This is a genomic window from Fibrobacter sp. UWB5 (genome assembly GCF_002210295.1).
GTDB lineage: Bacteria > Fibrobacterota > Fibrobacteria > Fibrobacterales > Fibrobacteraceae > Fibrobacter.
On sequence record NZ_MWQH01000002.1, the window covers coordinates 151,801 to 167,863 of the forward strand.

Genomic DNA, 16,063 nt, shown 5'->3' on the forward strand with positions numbered 1-16,063 from the left:
GCTTTCTCCTATGGGAATGGGCAGGAAGAAACCCGCCCTTGAAACGAAACAGGCTACTCGATACCGATGAACTTGTGCCATTGAAGCGAGAGAAGCCAGCTGGGATTTTCTTGCACCAGCTTTATGCAGTGATAGAGGTTTTCCTTGACGAGGTTGTCCCCGTCGAAGCATGGGCTAAGGCACATGCGTTTCGCTGTCTTACACGGAGTAGGCAGCGGGTCGCCAGCCTTTATGACGAAACGCAGTTCGTCGATATTGTCCGGCTCGATGCGCGAAGTCTTGGGACTACAGACGATGTAGTCGATGCCCTGCGGAACCTTGTGCGTTCCGTTTGTCTCGATGGACTTGTACCAGCCATCAAAAGCCTTTATGAGTTCGTCGTCCAGCTGCAAGGTGGGTTCACCTCCGCAGAAGGAAACGCTCCTGCAATTTCCCGCGATGGAAAGACAGGTCTGAATAATCTGTTCGGCGGTCATTTCGTCGAAGGGTTCATGGTTTGTGTCGCAGAAGGGACACTTCATATTGCATCCGCTGAAACGCACGAATACCTGCGGCGTTCCTACGCGCTTTCCTTCGCCCTGGATGCTAAAGAATATCTTGTTTATTCTGTAGATTTTCTGCATGGCTATTTGCCTCCCTGTGCCAAGGCGCGTTCACGCTGCTTGCAGCTGTCGCACTTGCCACAATGTGTCGAGCCGTTCTTGTAGCAGCTCCATGTGTTCCGTTCGTAGTCTATTCCCAGCTTGCGGCCAATCTTGACGATTTCTGCTTTGCTTACTGTCGAGAACGGGGCGTGAATCCTTACCTTGAAATTCGGGGACGTACCGACGTTTGCAGCCTTTTCGAACGACTTGATGAATGCGAGTGTGTCGTCGTAATACTGGCCGCTTGCAAGCCCGTTGAAGCCACCGTAAATGTCGTTTATGCAGTTGACCTCCGCGAACATGACCGCGTAGGAAAGCAGGATGCCGTTTCTGAACTCCACATAGCTTGTGGGAGTCGCTGAATCAATCTGCTCGAAACTGCGGTTCTCGCTTATCTTGGAACGGGAAATGAGGGAACACCTGCTTCCCGCAAATCCGAGGTCGATGGAAACGATTTTGTAGGGCTGTTTCAGCCGCTTCGCGTTGGATGCCGCAACCGCGATTTCCTTGCGCAGACTCTGCTTGTAGTCGAAGATAAGGCAGAAAACCTTCTTGCCCTGCTTCGTCAGCTGTTCCAGAACTGTCGTGCTGTCGATGCCGCCCGAAAGCAGCAAGATTGCGTCACATCTTGATTTTTGCATATTGCATTGCCTTGAACCATTGTTGTTTGTTGTGGAAGCCAAGAGTTTTCTTGTTCTTCTTGAATTTCTTGGGGAGCGAGACGACCTTCATTACACCATCCTGGAACACGAAACACGTCCCGTATCTTTCGCCGAGGCTCCATGTGCTTGAGTCGCTGCTGTAGAAATGGAACTTGCGCAGAAGCCCCCAGTTCGTGCATCCGAGTGCGTGAACCTTGGAGCCGTTTTCTGCTGCCGTGTCGAGGAAGTAGTGAAGTGGTTTCCAGTCGTTCGCCTTGAGCCATTTGCTCGATGCTGTAAATCCGCTAAGCGAGAGCGCGACATAGGGGTAGTTCTTCACCATGTCAAGCCATCCTTCCTTCTTGCGGCCTAGATGCCAAACGGGGATGCTTTGCTTTCCCGTTGCGCGTTCTATGCGGTTTCGGATTTGCTTGACCTTGTCTATGCCGACGATTTCGTCAATGTCCATTTCGATGAAATGGTCGATGTGTGCGCCCTTTATCCATTCGATGTAGCTGTCGATATAGCTGTCGTCAATTTTCTTGCCGCTTGCCATCGCCGTGAAGGCGCCGCTGTCCGCGATGAAGTGGTTGAACTCGCGAACATCGTTTCCCATCAACGAGCTTTTATATTCAAAGGACGTAAGGATATTGAGTTCCTTCTTCGGGAACTTTGTGTAGAAATCTCCTACGAGTCCATCTGTCGCCATGTGTAGAAGCATTATTTCTCGAAGGTTTTTCCGCAGTGGGGGCAGGTGATGGTCTTGGGTTTCTTCTGTGGATTTTCTTCATCCGTCAGGAAACTGTCGAAATCCACGTTCTCGTTCGGCAGGAATCCGAACTGTTCCAGGTCAAAGGCCGCTTCTCCGAGGAACGAAAGTTCCTCGTTGAGCTTCTGGAAATCCCAGCCGCTAAATTCCGAGACTTTGTTGTCAGCGAGGCGGAATGCCTTAATTTGATTCGGGGTCAGGTCGTCAGCGACGATGCAGGGGACTTTTTGCAGTTCCAGCTTCTGCGCGGCGAGATAGCGTGTGTGTCCCGCGACGATTACGTTTTCCCTGTCGATGATGATGGGAACCTTGAAACCGAACTCGGAAATGCTCGCGGCCACCTTGTCAACTGCCGCCTCGTTGTTGCGCGGGTTATTCTCGTATGGCTTCAAAAGCCCGATTTCGACTTCCCGAATTTCCATAAAATTGAATCCTATGCAAAAGAATTGAATAGAATTTAATACTTTTTTGAATAAAATGCAATAAATTTTGCATACAATTCAATTTTTCTTTGATTATACCTTTACAAAATCGGCAAATAAACCTATCTTGATTAGGTAAAATGGGAGAATCCTATGCCAGCAAGGTGTCCGCATTGCGGAAAAATTCTTACGGACGCGGAAGTGCGTTCAATCCATTCGCAGATGATTGGGAGCCGTCCCAAGCCCACCAGCGCCGAGAACGGCAAGAAGGGCGGAAGGCCCAAGGGCGCAAAAAACAAACCCAAGGAAAAAGAATAAGAAGCTATTTCTGCGCTTCCATCTTTCCCCTGATAAACGAAACATCGCTCTTTATGTCGGAAAGAGTCCCCTTGAGGATTTCCGATTCCCGTTCCACTTTTGATGTTCGCTGCTCGATAAGTTCGATGCGTGTTTCCATCTTGGCCATGGAAACGGCGTTCCTTTCCGAACCCTCGTTTACTTCGCTGTGGCTCTTGACATAGGCTGTAGTCGCCGAAGCAAGTGCGATGAGCGCAAGGATGAGGGGCTTCAACATTTCGCGCCATTTGGCGCTGTCCTTTCTAGTTGTCATGCCGTTCTGCCTAATTCAAGGAAGTCCACACGGGATAATTGTTCGAGTCCTTACCCCTGTAGATAAATTGTTTGCTGTTTCCGGGCTCAATCGATGCGATATGATGCGACCGCGTTGTATCGCTTGCCTGATAGACGATGATAGGGTGGTTTACGGGTGTTCCGCCTCCGTACTTGCCTGTATTGGTGACAAGTACGACTTCGCCGACTTCATGGCTGGTTGAGTTTAGCGTGAAATCATCGTTTCCTTCGTAGCCGTATGTTCCAGGGCAAACGGCAGTATAGTATTCAGACGGTATGCCGGATGTGCAGTGGCTTTCGCAGTTTGTCATGGAACGATACTGTCCCTGGCTTGCGTCTCCGTCGGACTGTTCCAGCGGCGTGAAATTGAGAATAAGCTGGTCTGTGGAGAGCTTCTTTATAGTTGCCAGTCCGCTTATGGACAAGACCTGGGCGGAGATATACTGCGTCGTAAGCGCTATCATCGTAATCTTCGTCGTTCCGCCCGGTCCCTTGATTTCGAGGCCGCTTGGCCCAAGCTCTGATGTATAGAGATTGTGTGTTGCAGTGCTTCCACTTTTGGCGATAAATTTTCCGCTAGAGGTAATATCTCCATCGAGATTGATGGAATGGTCTATCACAAGCTCGTTCGTGGAAGCATTGACGGAAAGTGTGACAGTATGATTGGAGTTCCTAAGCGTGAGCGAATAGGCGGAAAGAAAGGTCGTTGTCACCGCCTGTTTCCCTATTTCTGTAGTGCCACCCATGCCGGAAACAGTCACGCCGGAGGGAGTAATGGTTGTAGTGTCGGGATGGTTTCCTATGCCGACGACGGTGATGTTCTTGAAAACGCTTTGCAGAAAGTCGCGCAGTTTTTCAAGCGATAGTTTCCTGTCCCTGTCGGAGTTCAGGCCCTGCACGATGTAGAGAAGGTCGTTGAGGGTAAGATTGTCCGCTTCTTCAAGCAGCGGTACCGTGGTTATGTTTTCTTCCAGTTCCATGAAACGCTCCTTGAATTAGACAGTGCTTGCGCCGAACGAGACGAAAGGAATCTTGCTCGCTGTGTTGAAAATGCCGTTCAGCGGGTCAACGAAATAAATCTTGTTGCCGACTGTCGTTTCCAGGTTCTGACGCAGCGTGTAGTCATACTGGTAGTTGTAATTGGTTCTGTCCTTGGCGGCAAGCTGGACTCCTACAGACCAAACTTGAACGATGTAGCGCGTGTTCCGCTTTATCGTCAAGGCGCCCTGCCTCATTTCAATCATGTCGAAAGTGCAGAGCTCCGTCGAGCTGTCGAAATCGACGCCGTAGTGACGCAGCCCCGTGTGTCCGAGCAGGTTTCCTTCCGTGTCGAAAACGCCGATGCAGAGGCAGGCGTTATTCGAAGCAAGCGTTCCTGCAAGCGCGATGGTGCATTTTGAAATGGAACCCTGGGCGTCCGATATTCTCATGCTCTGGTATATCTTGGCGTTGCAGTAGTCGAAAGTTTCGCCCTCAACGTCGCCCCAGACAAGTTCTTCTGCGCCCTGCTTGAGCTGGTATGAACCGTAGTTGCTCGTTTCGCTGTCTATGTCCGATTCCGGCAGCGTCGCAAGTTTCGGGTCGCTTTCTCCCGTCAGGTTCACGCCTATTCGTAGAGTGCCGTTTAGGGGCGTGAGCGTGATTGCGTCACCATCGGGAACGAGAACATTGGCGAGAAAACCCGCCTCGTCGCCCTGCTGGACGCAGACCTTGTGGTCGCTTGCTCCGACTCCTTCCAGTTCACTCAAGGCAACCTTGTAGGTATGGCCAAGGATGCTTACGGCAAAGTACCCGCCCTGTTTGAGGGCTTCGAACGTATTTGTGTCTAGCTCTAGGATGGTGGTATTTTCTTCTGCCATGGATTCTCCTATAAGACGATGCACTTGCCGTCTTCGGTCATTATCCGTTGCCCTGTTTCTGTCGTGAGATAGTTGTTCTCGATTACGCTTTCCTCAAGTGCGACGGTCACTATCTTCTTTTGCGGATGCTGTACTGTCGCGAGGAACCTGTTTGAACCAGCCAGCTTCAATCCAGCAGCGGGGAACGCAAGAACGCCAGCAGGCGCCAGCATTTGAAGCACACGGCGTCGTAGCTGCCTGCCTCGCGGAGTATAGACGAAAAAGATGGCGGGACATTCGTCAAGGAAATGCGGGTTCGCGTCGCCCGAAAGGTCACGGGCGTTTTCAATGATATTGTTCGGCGTTCCTGCGGAGTTTTTCTTGAAGGAAATCTTGAGACGCGCCTTGTACATTTCGTCCGTCTCGCCGGGTTGTCGCGGGATGTTGCGGAACTTTCCGATAAGGTCGAGCCATTCACCTTCCGCCTCGTCGATGTTCGCGAAGTTGGAAAGCCTGAACGCGCTATCCTCCAAATCCTGAAAGCTGGAAAAGACCTTCCTCAAGAGCGAGAGAAGGTTTGTGGAGTCCCTGTACTGCGTGATTACAAGGTGCTGGATATGTTGCCATAAGTCCGTGATGTGCTGCATGGCGGTTTCCTAGCTTACGAGCGTGACCGTGATGTTTTCTGCCGTGATGGAAACAATCTTGTCTTCGTCTATTGGGACACGCTCGTCTGTCCAGTGGCGCGGATTGTCCACGCTTGCGACCGTGACCGTGATGGATTCGATGCCCGGAACATTGCTGTAGATGGGGGCGCTGATTCTTTGCGGTATCAGGTCCTTTCCCGAAGTGTATTCCATCTTGGCCCATTCGCAGACGACATTCTTTATGACCTGTTCGTAGTCGGACGGCAAGGTTTCTTCGTCATAAACTGTAAAGTCGATGCGAACCAGGTAGGAAACGCCCTGGATGAAGCTGAACTGGACCTCTTGAAGGAAGCCGCTTACGTCGCGAGCTTCGCCGCTGTTGTTGCCGTAGCTCTGTATGCCTGCGGGCTTGCAGTTCCAAATCTTTTGTGCGATGAAGTTCTGGACGGTATGGGCGCGCGTGCTGTCGTCGAGAATGGCCTGCCAGTCCTTATCGGACGGGTCAATATCCTCTGTGCTGAAAGTGGCTGGGACGAATATCACGAAAGAATGGGCGGGGATTCCGCCGACGGTCTCGTTCTTCGTGTTTTCCTTGAAGGTGATGCCGTCCGTGATGTTCTCTTTCAGGTAGGTCGTCATTCCGTCGGGAGTCGCCAAACCGTCGAAAGTCGCAGTCTCTATGCGCTGTCTTAGGGATTCGTCCGTTTCGCCCTCGTTTCGTGCAAGTCCCGCGATAGATGCGAGCATATCCAGGAATGTTCCCGTCGCCGTCGAAACGTCGATGTTCGCGCCGACGGTCTGTATCACCTGTGCAAGCTCCGTGTACATGTATGCAAGCAGGTCAACGAACATGCCGTCGGGAGAGGACGGCTCCAGGTTGATAGAGGCGCCAAACACCTCCGTAAAGCTGGTGGCGATGGCTTGACGGATTTCGCGGTAGCTCTTGATGGAGATTCCCGATATAGAGTCCACAATGACTGCGTTTATCGCCATCGCTAGAAATCCCCGTTGATGGTTCTGCCGTCGATGCTCTGGACGCTGAATTTTCCAGTAAGGTTTCTTCCGTCTGTTGCGAGGTCTATCGCGATTACGGATTTTACGCCCTTGACCGCCTCGATTTTTTCGCGAATGATGCGCTGGGCTACGTCGAGGTGTGAAACGGGTAAACCGGCTATCTTTTCAAGCCAGGGAACGCCGTGTTCGATGTTGGTGAACGCTTCCCCTTCTTCCGTCTTTAACAGGCAGAGAACAGCCTGCCGCACCTTTTTGGCGATGTTGCCGATACGGCAGATGTGGTCGCCATCAAGGAAAATGTCGTGGGAATTGTCAAGGGCCATTTCATTCATCAGCCCGTAAACTAGATACGCTTTGGCGTGGGGCGTGAATTATGCCAAATCAACCCAAAAGACACCAAAAGAAGGGCTGAATTATTCTGATTTACGCCTTGCGAACCTGTGCGAATTGAGTATATTTTGAAGAAAGAAAAAAGGCTCTGAACAAATGACGACCACGCTTTACGAGAATATCACCAAGAAGCTCAAGCTGGAAAAAGGAACGTACAGCTGGGCTAAAGATTATTTCTCCGCATGGCATAGGAGTAAGGTTGGCCTTTTGGATGATGCCATCGAAAGCTATTCTGACGGTGTGCCTCGCGCCGTGTTTGACAAGCACCTAGTCGATGAAGCGGAAACAATAGCCAAGTTCACGACGATGCGTGAACTACTGCTTCACATCGCGAAGATAGCCGAAGCGGAAGGCTTCGTTTAGTGGAATTTAGAGAATGAAAGAAAAAGGCATTGCTGCTTGCAACGCCTAATTATCGTAAAAAACACCTAAATAGGTGTATCAGCAGAAAAAACATTATGAATTTTGGGGTGAAATAATTTTGCTATATTCTTTAATATGTCAAAAACATTAGTTGCCATTTTATTTCTTGCGATGTTTTCCTTTGCTCAATTTGCGGAGGTTTTTACTTCTGCAACAAAGGCTCCCAAAGGTTGTATAAAAAGAGGAAATTTGGTTAAGTGTGCGGTAAAAGAAACTAGAGGTGCTGGAAAAATTTATAGTGCCAAAACGCATCGTGTTTATTGGTATTATCCGAAAGCCGAAGGTCAAACAGAGATGTTCGCGATAAATCAATGTGATTCTATTGTCGTCATGGTTGATATAGAACTTGCTGCGCAAGCTTTGGTTGCTGTTGCTTCGGGAGATACTCTAACTGCAATAAAGAATAGTGTTTTAGCAGAACAAGCCATGATAAATGGTGATTACACTTTAATGTGCAATCAAACAAGTACAAAAAAATTAGAGGTTTTTTGCCAACCCGATGGAAGACGCGCTTATATTGTGAAATACGATGAATTGGGAATAGAAAAGAGCAAGGAAATTAAAATTACGAATAACCCAAATTATTGTACGGAGCAATTCCAAAAAGTATTTAACGGGAAATAGAAAAAAAATTATCAATCTGTTTGTTTTTTTACTTACATTTTCGAAGGAGCTTGATATGGCGTTTACTGAAGAAGAATTAAATGCAATGAGTGATGAAGAATTGCAAAAGGAATTTGAAACCATTGGAAGGTATTTAAAGCAACATCATGTAGATGCAGAAAAGAATCGTAAGGTTCCGATGGATAGAAAAAAAATGATAGAACAAATTCAACATCACCAGTCTATTCAAAGAATGACAAAAAATAGATGTGATGTTGGTTCTGAAATTATTAAAAGAACATCCAAATAAGAAAATATATGCGCCCTTAGTTCCTTATGGTGCAAGCGGTTGAGGCCCGGAAGGAGCGCCCTGGGCCGCTGTCGGGTGCATATGTTTGCTGAAAGTGAGCGTCGGCGTGGCAAAATCCGAGCCTTTGACCTTGCCGCTTGCCTCAATTTCTCCATCGCTCGCGATGTTCCCGCCGCTTGAAATATCCCCGTCCACATCCAGCTTGCCCGTAATCAGGACATTCTCGGCATCCAGCTTCACCTCGCTCGCCTTGATGGTCACGTTTCCTTCGCGGTCGATGTTTATGACCGTAGTCGCGCTTTCCTGGATGCGTCTGAAAGGGATTGCCAAAAGGTTGAGCAGGTCGTTTCCTGAAAAGCTCACGGGGTCGTAGGCGGCTTCGTTCCATTTCTCTTTTTTCCAGTTGCGAATGTCCCTGCTGGAGCTGATGCAGAGAACGGTATCGCCTTTGTCAAGTTCATATTCAATGTGGACGGTCTTTGTCCCTGCCCATAGCACGGGAACATTCTTTATCACCATGAGCTTGCCGTCCTTCATGTTCGGCTCCATCTGCATATTGCGCAGACAGTTCCTCACGCTGGGGCGTACATTGACTGTCCCGTCGTCGTTGACGCTCTCGATGGCGGCGGGAAAAGCCGTCTCGAAATCTTCCATCTTGTTATCGAAGAAGCTGTCTAGCAGTTTCGCGATGCTGTTGGCCATTACCAGTTCACCTCCCTCGCGTCACATTCGACGGTGAAGTCGCTGCCCATGTTGGAACCTCTGAAAGTACATTCCGTAATGATGAAGTCGCCCTTTATCGCCATTGAACCTACGCTGTCGTAGGAGTCGCCCTTGCTTGAGTCCATGCGAACGAATACGTTCGGCGCGTACTTGGGCGAGATAAGCGCTGTAAAGTGGATTTTGCGCGTGCGGTCTATTTCCTTGCTGGGCTTCTTCTGTTGGTTGGGTTCGTCCGCCTCGCTCTGCGAGAAAAGATAATAGGACGGGTCGTCCGCGAAGTTGACCTTGTTCAGGCTCTCGTCGCGAATTTCTTCTGCCTGGAGCAATCCGCTTTTGAAGTCCAGCGTGATTTCCTCCACCTCGATGCTTTTTTCGTCGCTGTTCACCACAATCATTTCGTTATTGTCGAAATAGAGGTGCAGCCCGAACTTGGGAATAAGTATGTTGTCGCGGAAAGAACAGACCGCCTGCTTGAAGGTGCCGGAAATGCAGAACTCCGTCCCGATGGGCTGGGAAAGCTCCTTCTGGCTTCCGGCGCGTAATGCCGTTCCCGCATAGTCGCAAAGCTCCTGCAAGCATTTCTTGACGGTGGCGGAGCTGTCGAACTGGATTGCACAATTCAGCCTTGCAAGCTGGTAGAATGTCCCGCGCGCCGAGACGCAGGTAATGACAAGTTCCACGTCGCTGCCGACGCGCCTGGGTACGGCCATGCCGATTTGCCCGACGAATATGTTGCCGACGGTTTCATCCTCGTAGCCAGCCTGGAGCAGTACGCTGTTTCCCTCGCTCATGATGAAGTTTATCGCTTCCGGGGAGGGGTTGTAGATGGTGATGGTCGCCTCGTTGTCGTACCACTCGATTGAGCGCGTCACCTCGAACTCTATGTCGAACTGGGAAAAGTCCTTCGAGTTTTGCGAGGTCAGGTTTCCGACGGCGAACTTGCCGACATACAGGTGGATAATGCGTCCGAAAGCCATCAGAGCATCCCCGCCTCTATGAATACGTTTACGTCGTCCTTCGTCAGGTAATGGAGTATATACGCTTTCCCCAGGTTGTCGTGGTTCAGCGGCTCCGCGCAGGTCTTTTCGCGCTTGAAGATTGCAAGCTCGCCGTTTTCGAGGACGTTGTTGTGGGAACGCAGAAGCCGCGAATTTGGAACGAGCCTGATGCCGCATCGCTTGCCGTTGACTGTCTCGAAGTCGCCATACCAGAAGCCGTCGCGCCAGTTCCACAAGAGACGGATGTTGAGCATCGTCCCTTCGATATTCACTTTTTCAACAAGATATGAACCGTTGTTCGTATTCACGGGAATCTTAATCACTGGTAGTCCCTCCCGAGCGATTCGTCCATCTTCGCCGCCGCTTCCTGTGCTGTCTCGCTCGCGTCGCCCGATACGTTGCCAGCGTTCGCCTTCCTTGACATGGCCTGCTCTGCGGCTGTATTCTGTTGTGGCGGCTGCGGCGCGTCCCATTCGCCCGTGATGTTGTCGCTCGCGAAGGTGGCTGTGCGTATCTCGCGCAAGGTCATGGAGAACTTGATTGCCTCGCCGTCCTCCGCGCCCCTGTCCGCCTTTAGGTTCTCAATGACCATTTCCTCATAGACTTCCAGGCTGGTAATGACGCGCACCTTCTTGCGGCTCTTTGCGCATTTCGTCAGCACCTCCCACCTGGAAAGAGCAGTGTTCGTGATGGCGGGGGCGTTGTCGATTTCAACGCGGTTTTCTCGCCACGACTTGCCCGTAAGTTCTCCGTTGTCGTCAACGAATCCGGCGGATGCATTTAGCGGGTGGTTCGTGAACATTCCCGTAATCTTGACCGTGCGGAGCCGCTGCTGCACATGGTCGCTGATGGTGGACCCGTTTTCCACGGCATGGTCTGTAATGTCGAAATCCAGTTCGTGGCTTTCGTCAATGAGCAGGTCGAAGGGAATGTTCGTATAGATGTAGTTGCTGTCCCCGTCCTTCGTGGCAAGGCCAAATTCCTCGTTGCGCATGAACAGCGAGGCGGGAATGGCTCGGGGCGGGTGGCTGTAGCGTGAATACGCCTGTTGGGCGATGTTGAGTATTCCAATCATAGCGCAAGGGCCTTTACGCCCTCGGCGCGTGTCTTGAAGGTCAGCTGGGACTGGAGAAGCGTTCTCAGGTTCTCCTTTATGAGCTTGGCCATCATGTCGGAATCCGTGGTGATGTTGTTCGTGTAGTCGATGTTGGTGATGTTGGTGTCGCCCTTGGCGCTCTTTGCAGCGGCCTGCATCGCCTTCTGTATTTCCGCTTCCATATCGACGGGAGTGAAGTTCACTTCGGGAGCCGTGCCGTTTCCGTAGCCGTCGGCGCCCAGGTCTGCGCCCTTCATCATGTAGGCGTCGTTGAGCTGCTTCTGCGCGTACTTCTTCGCGGCATCCTTGTTCTCGTCGTAATACCGGGCGACATTGTACTTGCGTTGCAGCTCGCGTGCGGCAAGCGGTATTCCGAGCGTCGCGAAGTCGATGGGCTTTCCCTCGCTGTCGATGAAGTCGCCCTTCTCGTTGACGGCCATTCTCTGCAATCCGTCCATCTCGACGGGCTGCGTTCCGAGAGCCTGGAAGTCGCGGCGGTATGTGCGCAGAAGGTCGGCGAAGTAGGTGCCGCTTTCCACCTGCTTCTTTACCTCGGAGGCCCCCTCGATGGCGTTCTGCCGTTCATGTTCCTTCCACGCCTGTTTTATGGCGTTTCCCAGCTTGAAAATCTGTTGCAGTCCCCAGATGGTGGCGGTAAACAGTCCCGCCTTGAGAAGGTTCTGCCAGTTCTTTCCGAGACCACCAAGGGCGCCCCCGAAGGCCATCGAGCCTTTCGTCGCTGCGTCGAGCATCGGGACGGCGTACTTTAGCGCACCGGCAAAGGCCATAGTCTTTATGGGCGCGACGGAAAACAGCTGTAGAAGCGACGCAAGCCCGTCTGCAAAGGCCGAAATCGTGCCTATGTTCTCCGATAGGGTCTTGACAAGCGACTTGAGTACGGACGCGAAGCCCTCGAACAGTTTCCTGATGGAGGGGATGTTCGCCTTTACCTCACGGGCGAGTTCCGCGAACACGGGCAGAAGCTCGCGCCCGATTTCCTCCTTCACGTCGCCGATTTCGTTCTGTAGCTGTGCAATCTTTCCCGCGTCGGTGTTCGCCATTTCCTTGGCGAAGCCCTTGACGCTCGCGAGTGTCTTTTCCAGCGCCTCCACCTGCATCGTCTCGGTGACGGTTCCGCCCTTCTGCTTAAACTTCTGCAATTCCTTGATGGCGGTAGTGTCGAAGCCCTGCTGTTCGAGCGTCATGGTGCCGCGCCCACTCAATGCGGACATGAGCGTCATTGTGTAGCTCTTGAGCTGGTCTGCACCCACTTCCGCGCCGTTGGTCGTTCTGGCCGTGTAGTCCGCGACAAGCTGCATCATGCGCTTGTTATTGTCCACGTCCTTAATCTTGTTCGACCATACGGAAGCGGCATTGAGAAGCGCCTCGTCGCCGTACATGGAGTTCTTTTGCAGGTTCGCAGCGAATCGCTGCAATTCGCCAAATCTCGCATCCGTGCCGTTGCGCTGCATCTGGAACTTGAGCGCACGCTCGGCCCTGTCCTGCACCTTGAAAAGCTCGACTGTCTGCTTGCCGAACCCGACCAGCTTGGAAAGGCCCTGGAACCCGGCGTAGGCGGCGACCGCTGCCGAGATTGTGCCCTTGAGCTTGGAGAAGGCGCCGTCGAGCGCGTCCGTCTGCTTCTTGGCCTCCCTGGATGCGCTTGAAATCTTCTGCGTTTCCTTGGCGGCGCTGGAGGCTTCCTTGCCGATGTTGGCGGTCTCTTTCGCGACCTCGTTGGCGCTGGATGCGGCTTTGGTGAGGCTTTCGTCTATTTCCCTGTTCGCCGTTTCGCCAGCCCTGCCGAGAGCAGCCTGGAAACGGTCAAGGGACGCGGATAGTTCCGTGTCCTCGACCTCGAACCGAACTTTCTGTACGAACTCGTTCTCGTCATTCATTCTTGTTCTTTTCCTTCTGCTTGTAGTACTGGCCCCATGCGCTCCTGTAGTCGTTCTCCATGTCGATGTAGGCGGCGAAGCTCATCATGCGCTCGAAAGTCCAGTTCTTCTCTATGTCGGAAAGCGGGACACGCGCCGTCTTGACGATTCGCCAGACAAGCGCGTAGTCGGCGGCGCCTCCCTTGAGCGTGCCTATCTTTCCGAGGGCCTTAATGTCCTTCGCGTCCGCGTCGCTGAACGCATTGACGATTGGGTTGGAGCTGTTCAGGCTCCATTCTGCTCCGTCGCCGGAGCCGTCACGAAAGGGCTTAGCTTTTCCAGTTTCCACACCTGGAGCATGACCGCGTACATTTGCGAACGCTTCTGCTCGAAATGCGCGGCGATGGCGTCGAAGCTGTCGAGCGTGACGAACTTCTGCCCCTTGGTGACGACGGTGACTGCGGAAAGCGTCGTTTCCAGTAGCCACTTGAAATCGGGCGTGGAAAGCTCGGAGAGCGTATTGGCGAGAAGCGCGAAAGCCTCCACGTCGTCGTTTATGTCGAGACCCTGGCGAGCCATCTTGCCGATAAGCCCGAGAACCTTTCGGTCGAGGTCTATGGCGTCGAAGCCCGTATGGGGAAGAAGCTGGTATTCGTCGGATGCAACCTTGAAGTTTATCGCTTCCATCGTTTAGGCTCCTTCAAAAGCGGCTTCCGCCTTGACGCGCAGCGTGACGGTTCGCGTTCCGCCGGAGCGTCCCTTGGTGGCGTCGCCCATGGACTGAATCCAGCACTGGCCGAGAAGTACGTATGCGCCGTTGAGGTCGGTACAGGCGAAGGGATAGGGCCCGACTTTCGTCGTCTCGTCGGCGACGCGCAGCGCTTCCAGCTTGGAGAGCTGGGGGCTGGTCTGCATGAAGGGAAGGGTGACGGTGTAGAGCTTGCGCACCATCTTGGAACGTTGAACGCAGCCGTTGCTGCCCTCGGTAACGTCCCAGTCGTCGCCTTCCTTGGAAATGACGACATCGCCGTTGAAGTGCGTGAGCGCGATGCCCTGGACGGAAATGTTGACCATGGTGTGGTCGTATGTTCCAAGCATTTTCTAGCCTCCTAGAGAGTGACCGTCAGTTCGACGTTCTTTACGGTGTTGATGGAGTTCATGCGCGAGTAGCGTCCCTTGACAAGCGGCAGGTTTCGGGCCTGCACGTCCGCGCTGTAGTTTGTCTTGAGGTAGTCGTAGGTCTGCACCTTGACCGTGTAGCCGTCCATGATGTACTGGTGGTCGGTATCTGCGGCCTTGGAGAATACCTGGAGGATTGAGGCGGCGACCGAGTTGATGCCGCTGTCGTCATAGTTGACGCCGAAGCCGTCGTTCGCCTCGCCGAGCAGCGAGTAGATTTTCGTCTGGACATTGAAGCGAATCCAGTCGTCCTTGGCGATGTTGTCGATGAAGCTCGCGGGGGACTGTTCGCCCGTGCTGTCGAGAAGGACAGTCTTTCCCGCAGTCGCGCCCATGAAAAGACGCGCCTCGCCAGCGGCGACCGTATAGACGTTGATGCAGTCCGAAACGAGCGCGTCGTACTGGGACTTGGTATAGGAATCGTATTCCACGCCCTTGACCTTCTTGTGGGCGAAGCTGCCACGCGCCGAGTCCAGTGCGCAGCGGTTCGAGACGAGTGCCGCAGCGAGGTTCCCTGCTCCCGCGTGCTGGTAGAGTGCCACGCGGTCGCTGGTGCTCGCGACAAGCGCCTGGGCGAGCGCCCTGATGGAGGCGAAGTCCGTGGAGGTGTCGTTGAGTTCCAGGTGGACAATCTTGAAGTTCGCGCCGAGATAGCCGTTCCAGCCGCCGTTTCCCGTGAAAGCGGACGCGGAGGGGATTGAGCTGTCACCGAACTTGGCGACGATGTGGTAGAAGTTGAGTTTGGCGGCTTCCGCAGCCTTTACCGCGTCAAGGGCGTCGGAGAAGGAGTCCGCGTTGATGGCGACGATTTTCGCGGGGCAGGCGTCCTGTGCGAACGCGCTCTCGACCATGCCGTAGAGCAGGGAGTCCGTGCCGAAAACTTCCGCATCCTCGGCGGATGAACATTCGAGGAAGTCGGGCGGGTTTTCCGCCTCGCTGGAGGCGGGGCCTACCAGCGCAAGCGTGTTCACGCTTGTCGTCGAGACGGTTGAAATCGCCTCGTTTATGCTTATCTTGACGATTGAGTCGATTATCTGGGCCATTTTGCCTCCTAGATGGGTTGCAGTTCCAGCGGGTGGACGGTCTCAATCCGTTCAATGCCGGAGGGTGTCTTGTCGATGAAGTTGAGCGTTGCCGTGAAGCGCCATTGGCGCACGTAGAAGTCGCCGTCGTAGGTGTCGATTTTCTCGATATTGGTGAAGTCCCAGACCGTGAAGCCGTTGTTCCGGGCGTATTCGATAAATGCGGGGAGCTGCAATTCGTTGCGAATTGCCCTGAGCGTGTCCCCGTCGCCTTCAACCTCGACGAAATGGACTGTCGCGACCTGCGAAAAACGGTAGTGGTGGTTTCCGGGCGGGGGCGTGAACTTCTCGCCATATTGGCGGACGCCGTCAATGCCGACGGAAACGTATGTGCCGACTGGCGCGGCGCTGTTCGTCGGACTCTTGACAAACGGCGCGGAAAAATCCGCGCTGTCGTTGAAGTACTTGCAGATTGCGCCCTTGAGTTCGTCAACGGTCATTGCAGTCCTTTCGGGACTTGTGCCGCAGGAACCTTGCAAGCGATATACTTCCAATGAGTAATCTTAGGAAGGTTTCCAAAGACAAGTTCATCCGTAATTTCATACCAAAAGCCTCCCTGTTTCACGTAGCCGATTGCTTCCGTCCCTTCCTGTGTTCTTGCCGCGAGCCTTTCGCTGGAGTAGATTTTGACGATGCCCGTATTCCTTCCGCCCTCCTGGTAGGCAATCGCTTCTTCGCCCGTGACGGGCTGTATCGTGCCGCGCACCGTGCGCGTCGTGAATGTCCCTTCGACCATGTTCCCGAAGCTGTCCAGCGTTGGCTTGGACATTTCGTGAT

26 protein-coding genes are annotated in these 16,063 nt (G+C 52.9%); 5 read left to right on the plus strand and 21 right to left on the minus strand.

The genetic code is table 11. The annotated features are described in order from the left end of the window. Nucleotides 1-53 precede the first annotated feature (53 nt). From B7989_RS04970 to B7989_RS04985, 4 genes are read right to left on the minus strand one after another with little or no spacing between them, the layout of a single operon-like run. Nucleotides 54-623, minus strand: a complete 570-nt coding sequence (locus B7989_RS04970; RefSeq protein ID WP_073321135.1) for a 7-carboxy-7-deazaguanine synthase QueE — start codon at nucleotides 621-623, stop codon at nucleotides 54-56. A 2-nt stretch (nucleotides 624-625) separates the two neighbouring features. Continuing rightward, nucleotides 626-1,285: a 7-cyano-7-deazaguanine synthase QueC gene (queC, locus tag B7989_RS04975; protein ID WP_088627477.1), complete on the minus strand. Its 660-nt coding sequence runs from the start codon at nucleotides 1,283-1,285 to the stop codon at nucleotides 626-628. Then, on the minus strand, nucleotides 1,266-2,006 hold the full coding sequence (locus B7989_RS04980) for a hypothetical protein (protein ID WP_139261071.1): 741 nt from the start codon (nucleotides 2,004-2,006) through the stop codon (nucleotides 1,266-1,268). Before B7989_RS04980 ends, queC begins: the two co-directional genes overlap by 20 nt. Further along, complete coding sequence (locus B7989_RS04985) at nucleotides 2,006-2,476, minus strand: ParB N-terminal domain-containing protein (protein WP_073321141.1); 471 nt, start codon at nucleotides 2,474-2,476, stop codon at nucleotides 2,006-2,008. Before B7989_RS04985 ends, B7989_RS04980 begins: the two co-directional genes overlap by 1 nt. 153 nt (nucleotides 2,477-2,629) lie before the next feature. On the opposite strand from B7989_RS04985, the gene B7989_RS13965 reads away from it, so the two are divergent. Continuing rightward, nucleotides 2,630-2,794, plus strand: a complete 165-nt coding sequence (locus tag B7989_RS13965) for a hypothetical protein (protein WP_158212868.1) — start codon at nucleotides 2,630-2,632, stop codon at nucleotides 2,792-2,794. Between the two features lie 4 nt (nucleotides 2,795-2,798). Here B7989_RS13965 and B7989_RS04990 read toward each other — a convergent pair whose 3' ends face one another. The 6 genes from B7989_RS04990 to B7989_RS05015 are packed head-to-tail and all read right to left on the minus strand — an operon-like array spanning nucleotide 2,799 to nucleotide 6,937. Beyond that, entirely contained in the window at nucleotides 2,799-3,086 is a 288-nt protein-coding gene (locus tag B7989_RS04990) for a hypothetical protein (RefSeq protein ID WP_074207700.1), read from the minus strand. A 10-nt stretch (nucleotides 3,087-3,096) separates the two neighbouring features. Next, complete coding sequence (locus B7989_RS04995) at nucleotides 3,097-4,086, minus strand: hypothetical protein (RefSeq protein WP_088627478.1); 990 nt, start codon at nucleotides 4,084-4,086, stop codon at nucleotides 3,097-3,099. Nucleotides 4,087-4,101: 15 nt separating this feature from the next. Next, nucleotides 4,102-4,965 (minus strand): hypothetical protein, encoded by an 864-nt coding sequence (locus B7989_RS05000; protein WP_088627479.1) that lies wholly within the window; start codon nucleotides 4,963-4,965, stop codon nucleotides 4,102-4,104. Between the two features lie 8 nt (nucleotides 4,966-4,973). Further along, nucleotides 4,974-5,591 carry a DUF2612 domain-containing protein gene (locus B7989_RS05005; RefSeq protein ID WP_088627480.1) on the minus strand — a complete coding sequence of 206 codons (618 nt, stop codon included), beginning with the start codon at nucleotides 5,589-5,591 and terminating at the stop codon, nucleotides 4,974-4,976. 9 nt (nucleotides 5,592-5,600) lie between these two features. Next, entirely contained in the window at nucleotides 5,601-6,584 is a 984-nt protein-coding gene (locus B7989_RS05010; protein WP_088627481.1) for a hypothetical protein, read from the minus strand. 2 nt (nucleotides 6,585-6,586) lie between these two features. Beyond that, a complete protein-coding gene (locus B7989_RS05015; RefSeq protein WP_073321157.1) occupies nucleotides 6,587-6,937 on the minus strand; it encodes a hypothetical protein in 351 nt (116 codons plus the stop codon). Between the two features lie 154 nt (nucleotides 6,938-7,091). On the opposite strand from B7989_RS05015, the gene B7989_RS05020 reads away from it, so the two are divergent. The 3 genes from B7989_RS05020 (at nucleotide 7,092) to B7989_RS05030 (ending at nucleotide 8,331) form a co-directional block, all read left to right on the plus strand. Then, the gene (locus B7989_RS05020; RefSeq protein ID WP_073321160.1) at nucleotides 7,092-7,358 is read left to right on the plus strand and encodes a hypothetical protein; all 267 of its coding nucleotides are present in this window, start codon (nucleotides 7,092-7,094) and stop codon (nucleotides 7,356-7,358) included. Nucleotides 7,359-7,493: 135 nt separating this feature from the next. Further along, nucleotides 7,494-8,042 carry a hypothetical protein gene (locus tag B7989_RS05025; protein WP_073321163.1) on the plus strand — a complete coding sequence of 183 codons (549 nt, stop codon included), beginning with the start codon at nucleotides 7,494-7,496 and terminating at the stop codon, nucleotides 8,040-8,042. A 55-nt stretch (nucleotides 8,043-8,097) separates the two neighbouring features. Beyond that, on the plus strand, nucleotides 8,098-8,331 hold the full coding sequence (locus B7989_RS05030) for a hypothetical protein (protein ID WP_088627482.1): 234 nt from the start codon (nucleotides 8,098-8,100) through the stop codon (nucleotides 8,329-8,331). 24 nt (nucleotides 8,332-8,355) lie between these two features. Here B7989_RS05030 and B7989_RS05035 read toward each other — a convergent pair whose 3' ends face one another. The 9 genes from B7989_RS05035 to B7989_RS14145 all read right to left on the minus strand — a co-directional run bounded on the left by B7989_RS05035 (nucleotide 8,356) and on the right by B7989_RS14145 (nucleotide 14,746). Further along, complete coding sequence (locus B7989_RS05035) at nucleotides 8,356-9,033, minus strand: Gp138 family membrane-puncturing spike protein (RefSeq protein WP_088627483.1); 678 nt, start codon at nucleotides 9,031-9,033, stop codon at nucleotides 8,356-8,358. Continuing rightward, nucleotides 9,033-10,031 (minus strand): hypothetical protein, encoded by a 999-nt coding sequence (locus tag B7989_RS05040; RefSeq protein WP_088627484.1) that lies wholly within the window; start codon nucleotides 10,029-10,031, stop codon nucleotides 9,033-9,035. The genes B7989_RS05035 and B7989_RS05040 overlap by 1 nt, the downstream gene beginning before the upstream one ends. Continuing rightward, a complete protein-coding gene (locus B7989_RS05045) occupies nucleotides 10,031-10,375 on the minus strand; it encodes a hypothetical protein (protein ID WP_088627485.1) in 345 nt (114 codons plus the stop codon). The genes B7989_RS05040 and B7989_RS05045 overlap by 1 nt, the downstream gene beginning before the upstream one ends. After that, nucleotides 10,372-11,127, minus strand: a complete 756-nt coding sequence (locus B7989_RS05050) for a phage baseplate protein (RefSeq protein ID WP_088627486.1) — start codon at nucleotides 11,125-11,127, stop codon at nucleotides 10,372-10,374. Before B7989_RS05050 ends, B7989_RS05045 begins: the two co-directional genes overlap by 4 nt. Then, a complete protein-coding gene (locus B7989_RS05055; protein ID WP_144264968.1) occupies nucleotides 11,124-12,656 on the minus strand; it encodes a hypothetical protein in 1,533 nt (510 codons plus the stop codon). The genes B7989_RS05050 and B7989_RS05055 overlap by 4 nt, the downstream gene beginning before the upstream one ends. Nucleotides 12,657-13,038: 382 nt before the next feature. Beyond that, nucleotides 13,039-13,374, minus strand: coding sequence for a hypothetical protein (locus tag B7989_RS05060; protein WP_074207712.1), 336 nt, complete (start codon nucleotides 13,372-13,374; stop codon nucleotides 13,039-13,041). After that, a complete protein-coding gene (locus B7989_RS05065; protein ID WP_074207713.1) occupies nucleotides 13,311-13,712 on the minus strand; it encodes a phage tail assembly chaperone in 402 nt (133 codons plus the stop codon). The genes B7989_RS05060 and B7989_RS05065 overlap by 64 nt, the downstream gene beginning before the upstream one ends. Nucleotides 13,713-13,715: 3 nt before the next feature. Continuing rightward, entirely contained in the window at nucleotides 13,716-14,123 is a 408-nt protein-coding gene (locus B7989_RS05070) for a hypothetical protein (RefSeq protein WP_074207714.1), read from the minus strand. An 11-nt stretch (nucleotides 14,124-14,134) separates the two neighbouring features. After that, complete coding sequence (locus B7989_RS14145; RefSeq protein WP_233144254.1) at nucleotides 14,135-14,746, minus strand: DUF3383 domain-containing protein; 612 nt, start codon at nucleotides 14,744-14,746, stop codon at nucleotides 14,135-14,137. Between the two features lie 183 nt (nucleotides 14,747-14,929). Here B7989_RS14145 and B7989_RS14150 point away from each other — a divergent pair, with 183 nt between their 5' ends. Further along, nucleotides 14,930-15,106 (plus strand): hypothetical protein, encoded by a 177-nt coding sequence (locus B7989_RS14150; protein WP_233144255.1) that lies wholly within the window; start codon nucleotides 14,930-14,932, stop codon nucleotides 15,104-15,106. Between the two features lie 149 nt (nucleotides 15,107-15,255). On the opposite strand, the gene B7989_RS05080 is transcribed toward B7989_RS14150, so the two are convergent. Together B7989_RS05080 and B7989_RS05085 are read right to left on the minus strand one after the other, a co-directional pair. Next, nucleotides 15,256-15,726: a hypothetical protein gene (locus tag B7989_RS05080; RefSeq protein WP_088627489.1), complete on the minus strand. Its 471-nt coding sequence runs from the start codon at nucleotides 15,724-15,726 to the stop codon at nucleotides 15,256-15,258. Further along, the gene (locus B7989_RS05085) at nucleotides 15,723-16,055 is read right to left on the minus strand and encodes a hypothetical protein (RefSeq protein ID WP_088627490.1); all 333 of its coding nucleotides are present in this window, start codon (nucleotides 16,053-16,055) and stop codon (nucleotides 15,723-15,725) included. Before B7989_RS05085 ends, B7989_RS05080 begins: the two co-directional genes overlap by 4 nt. Nucleotides 16,056-16,063: the final 8 nt, after the last annotated feature.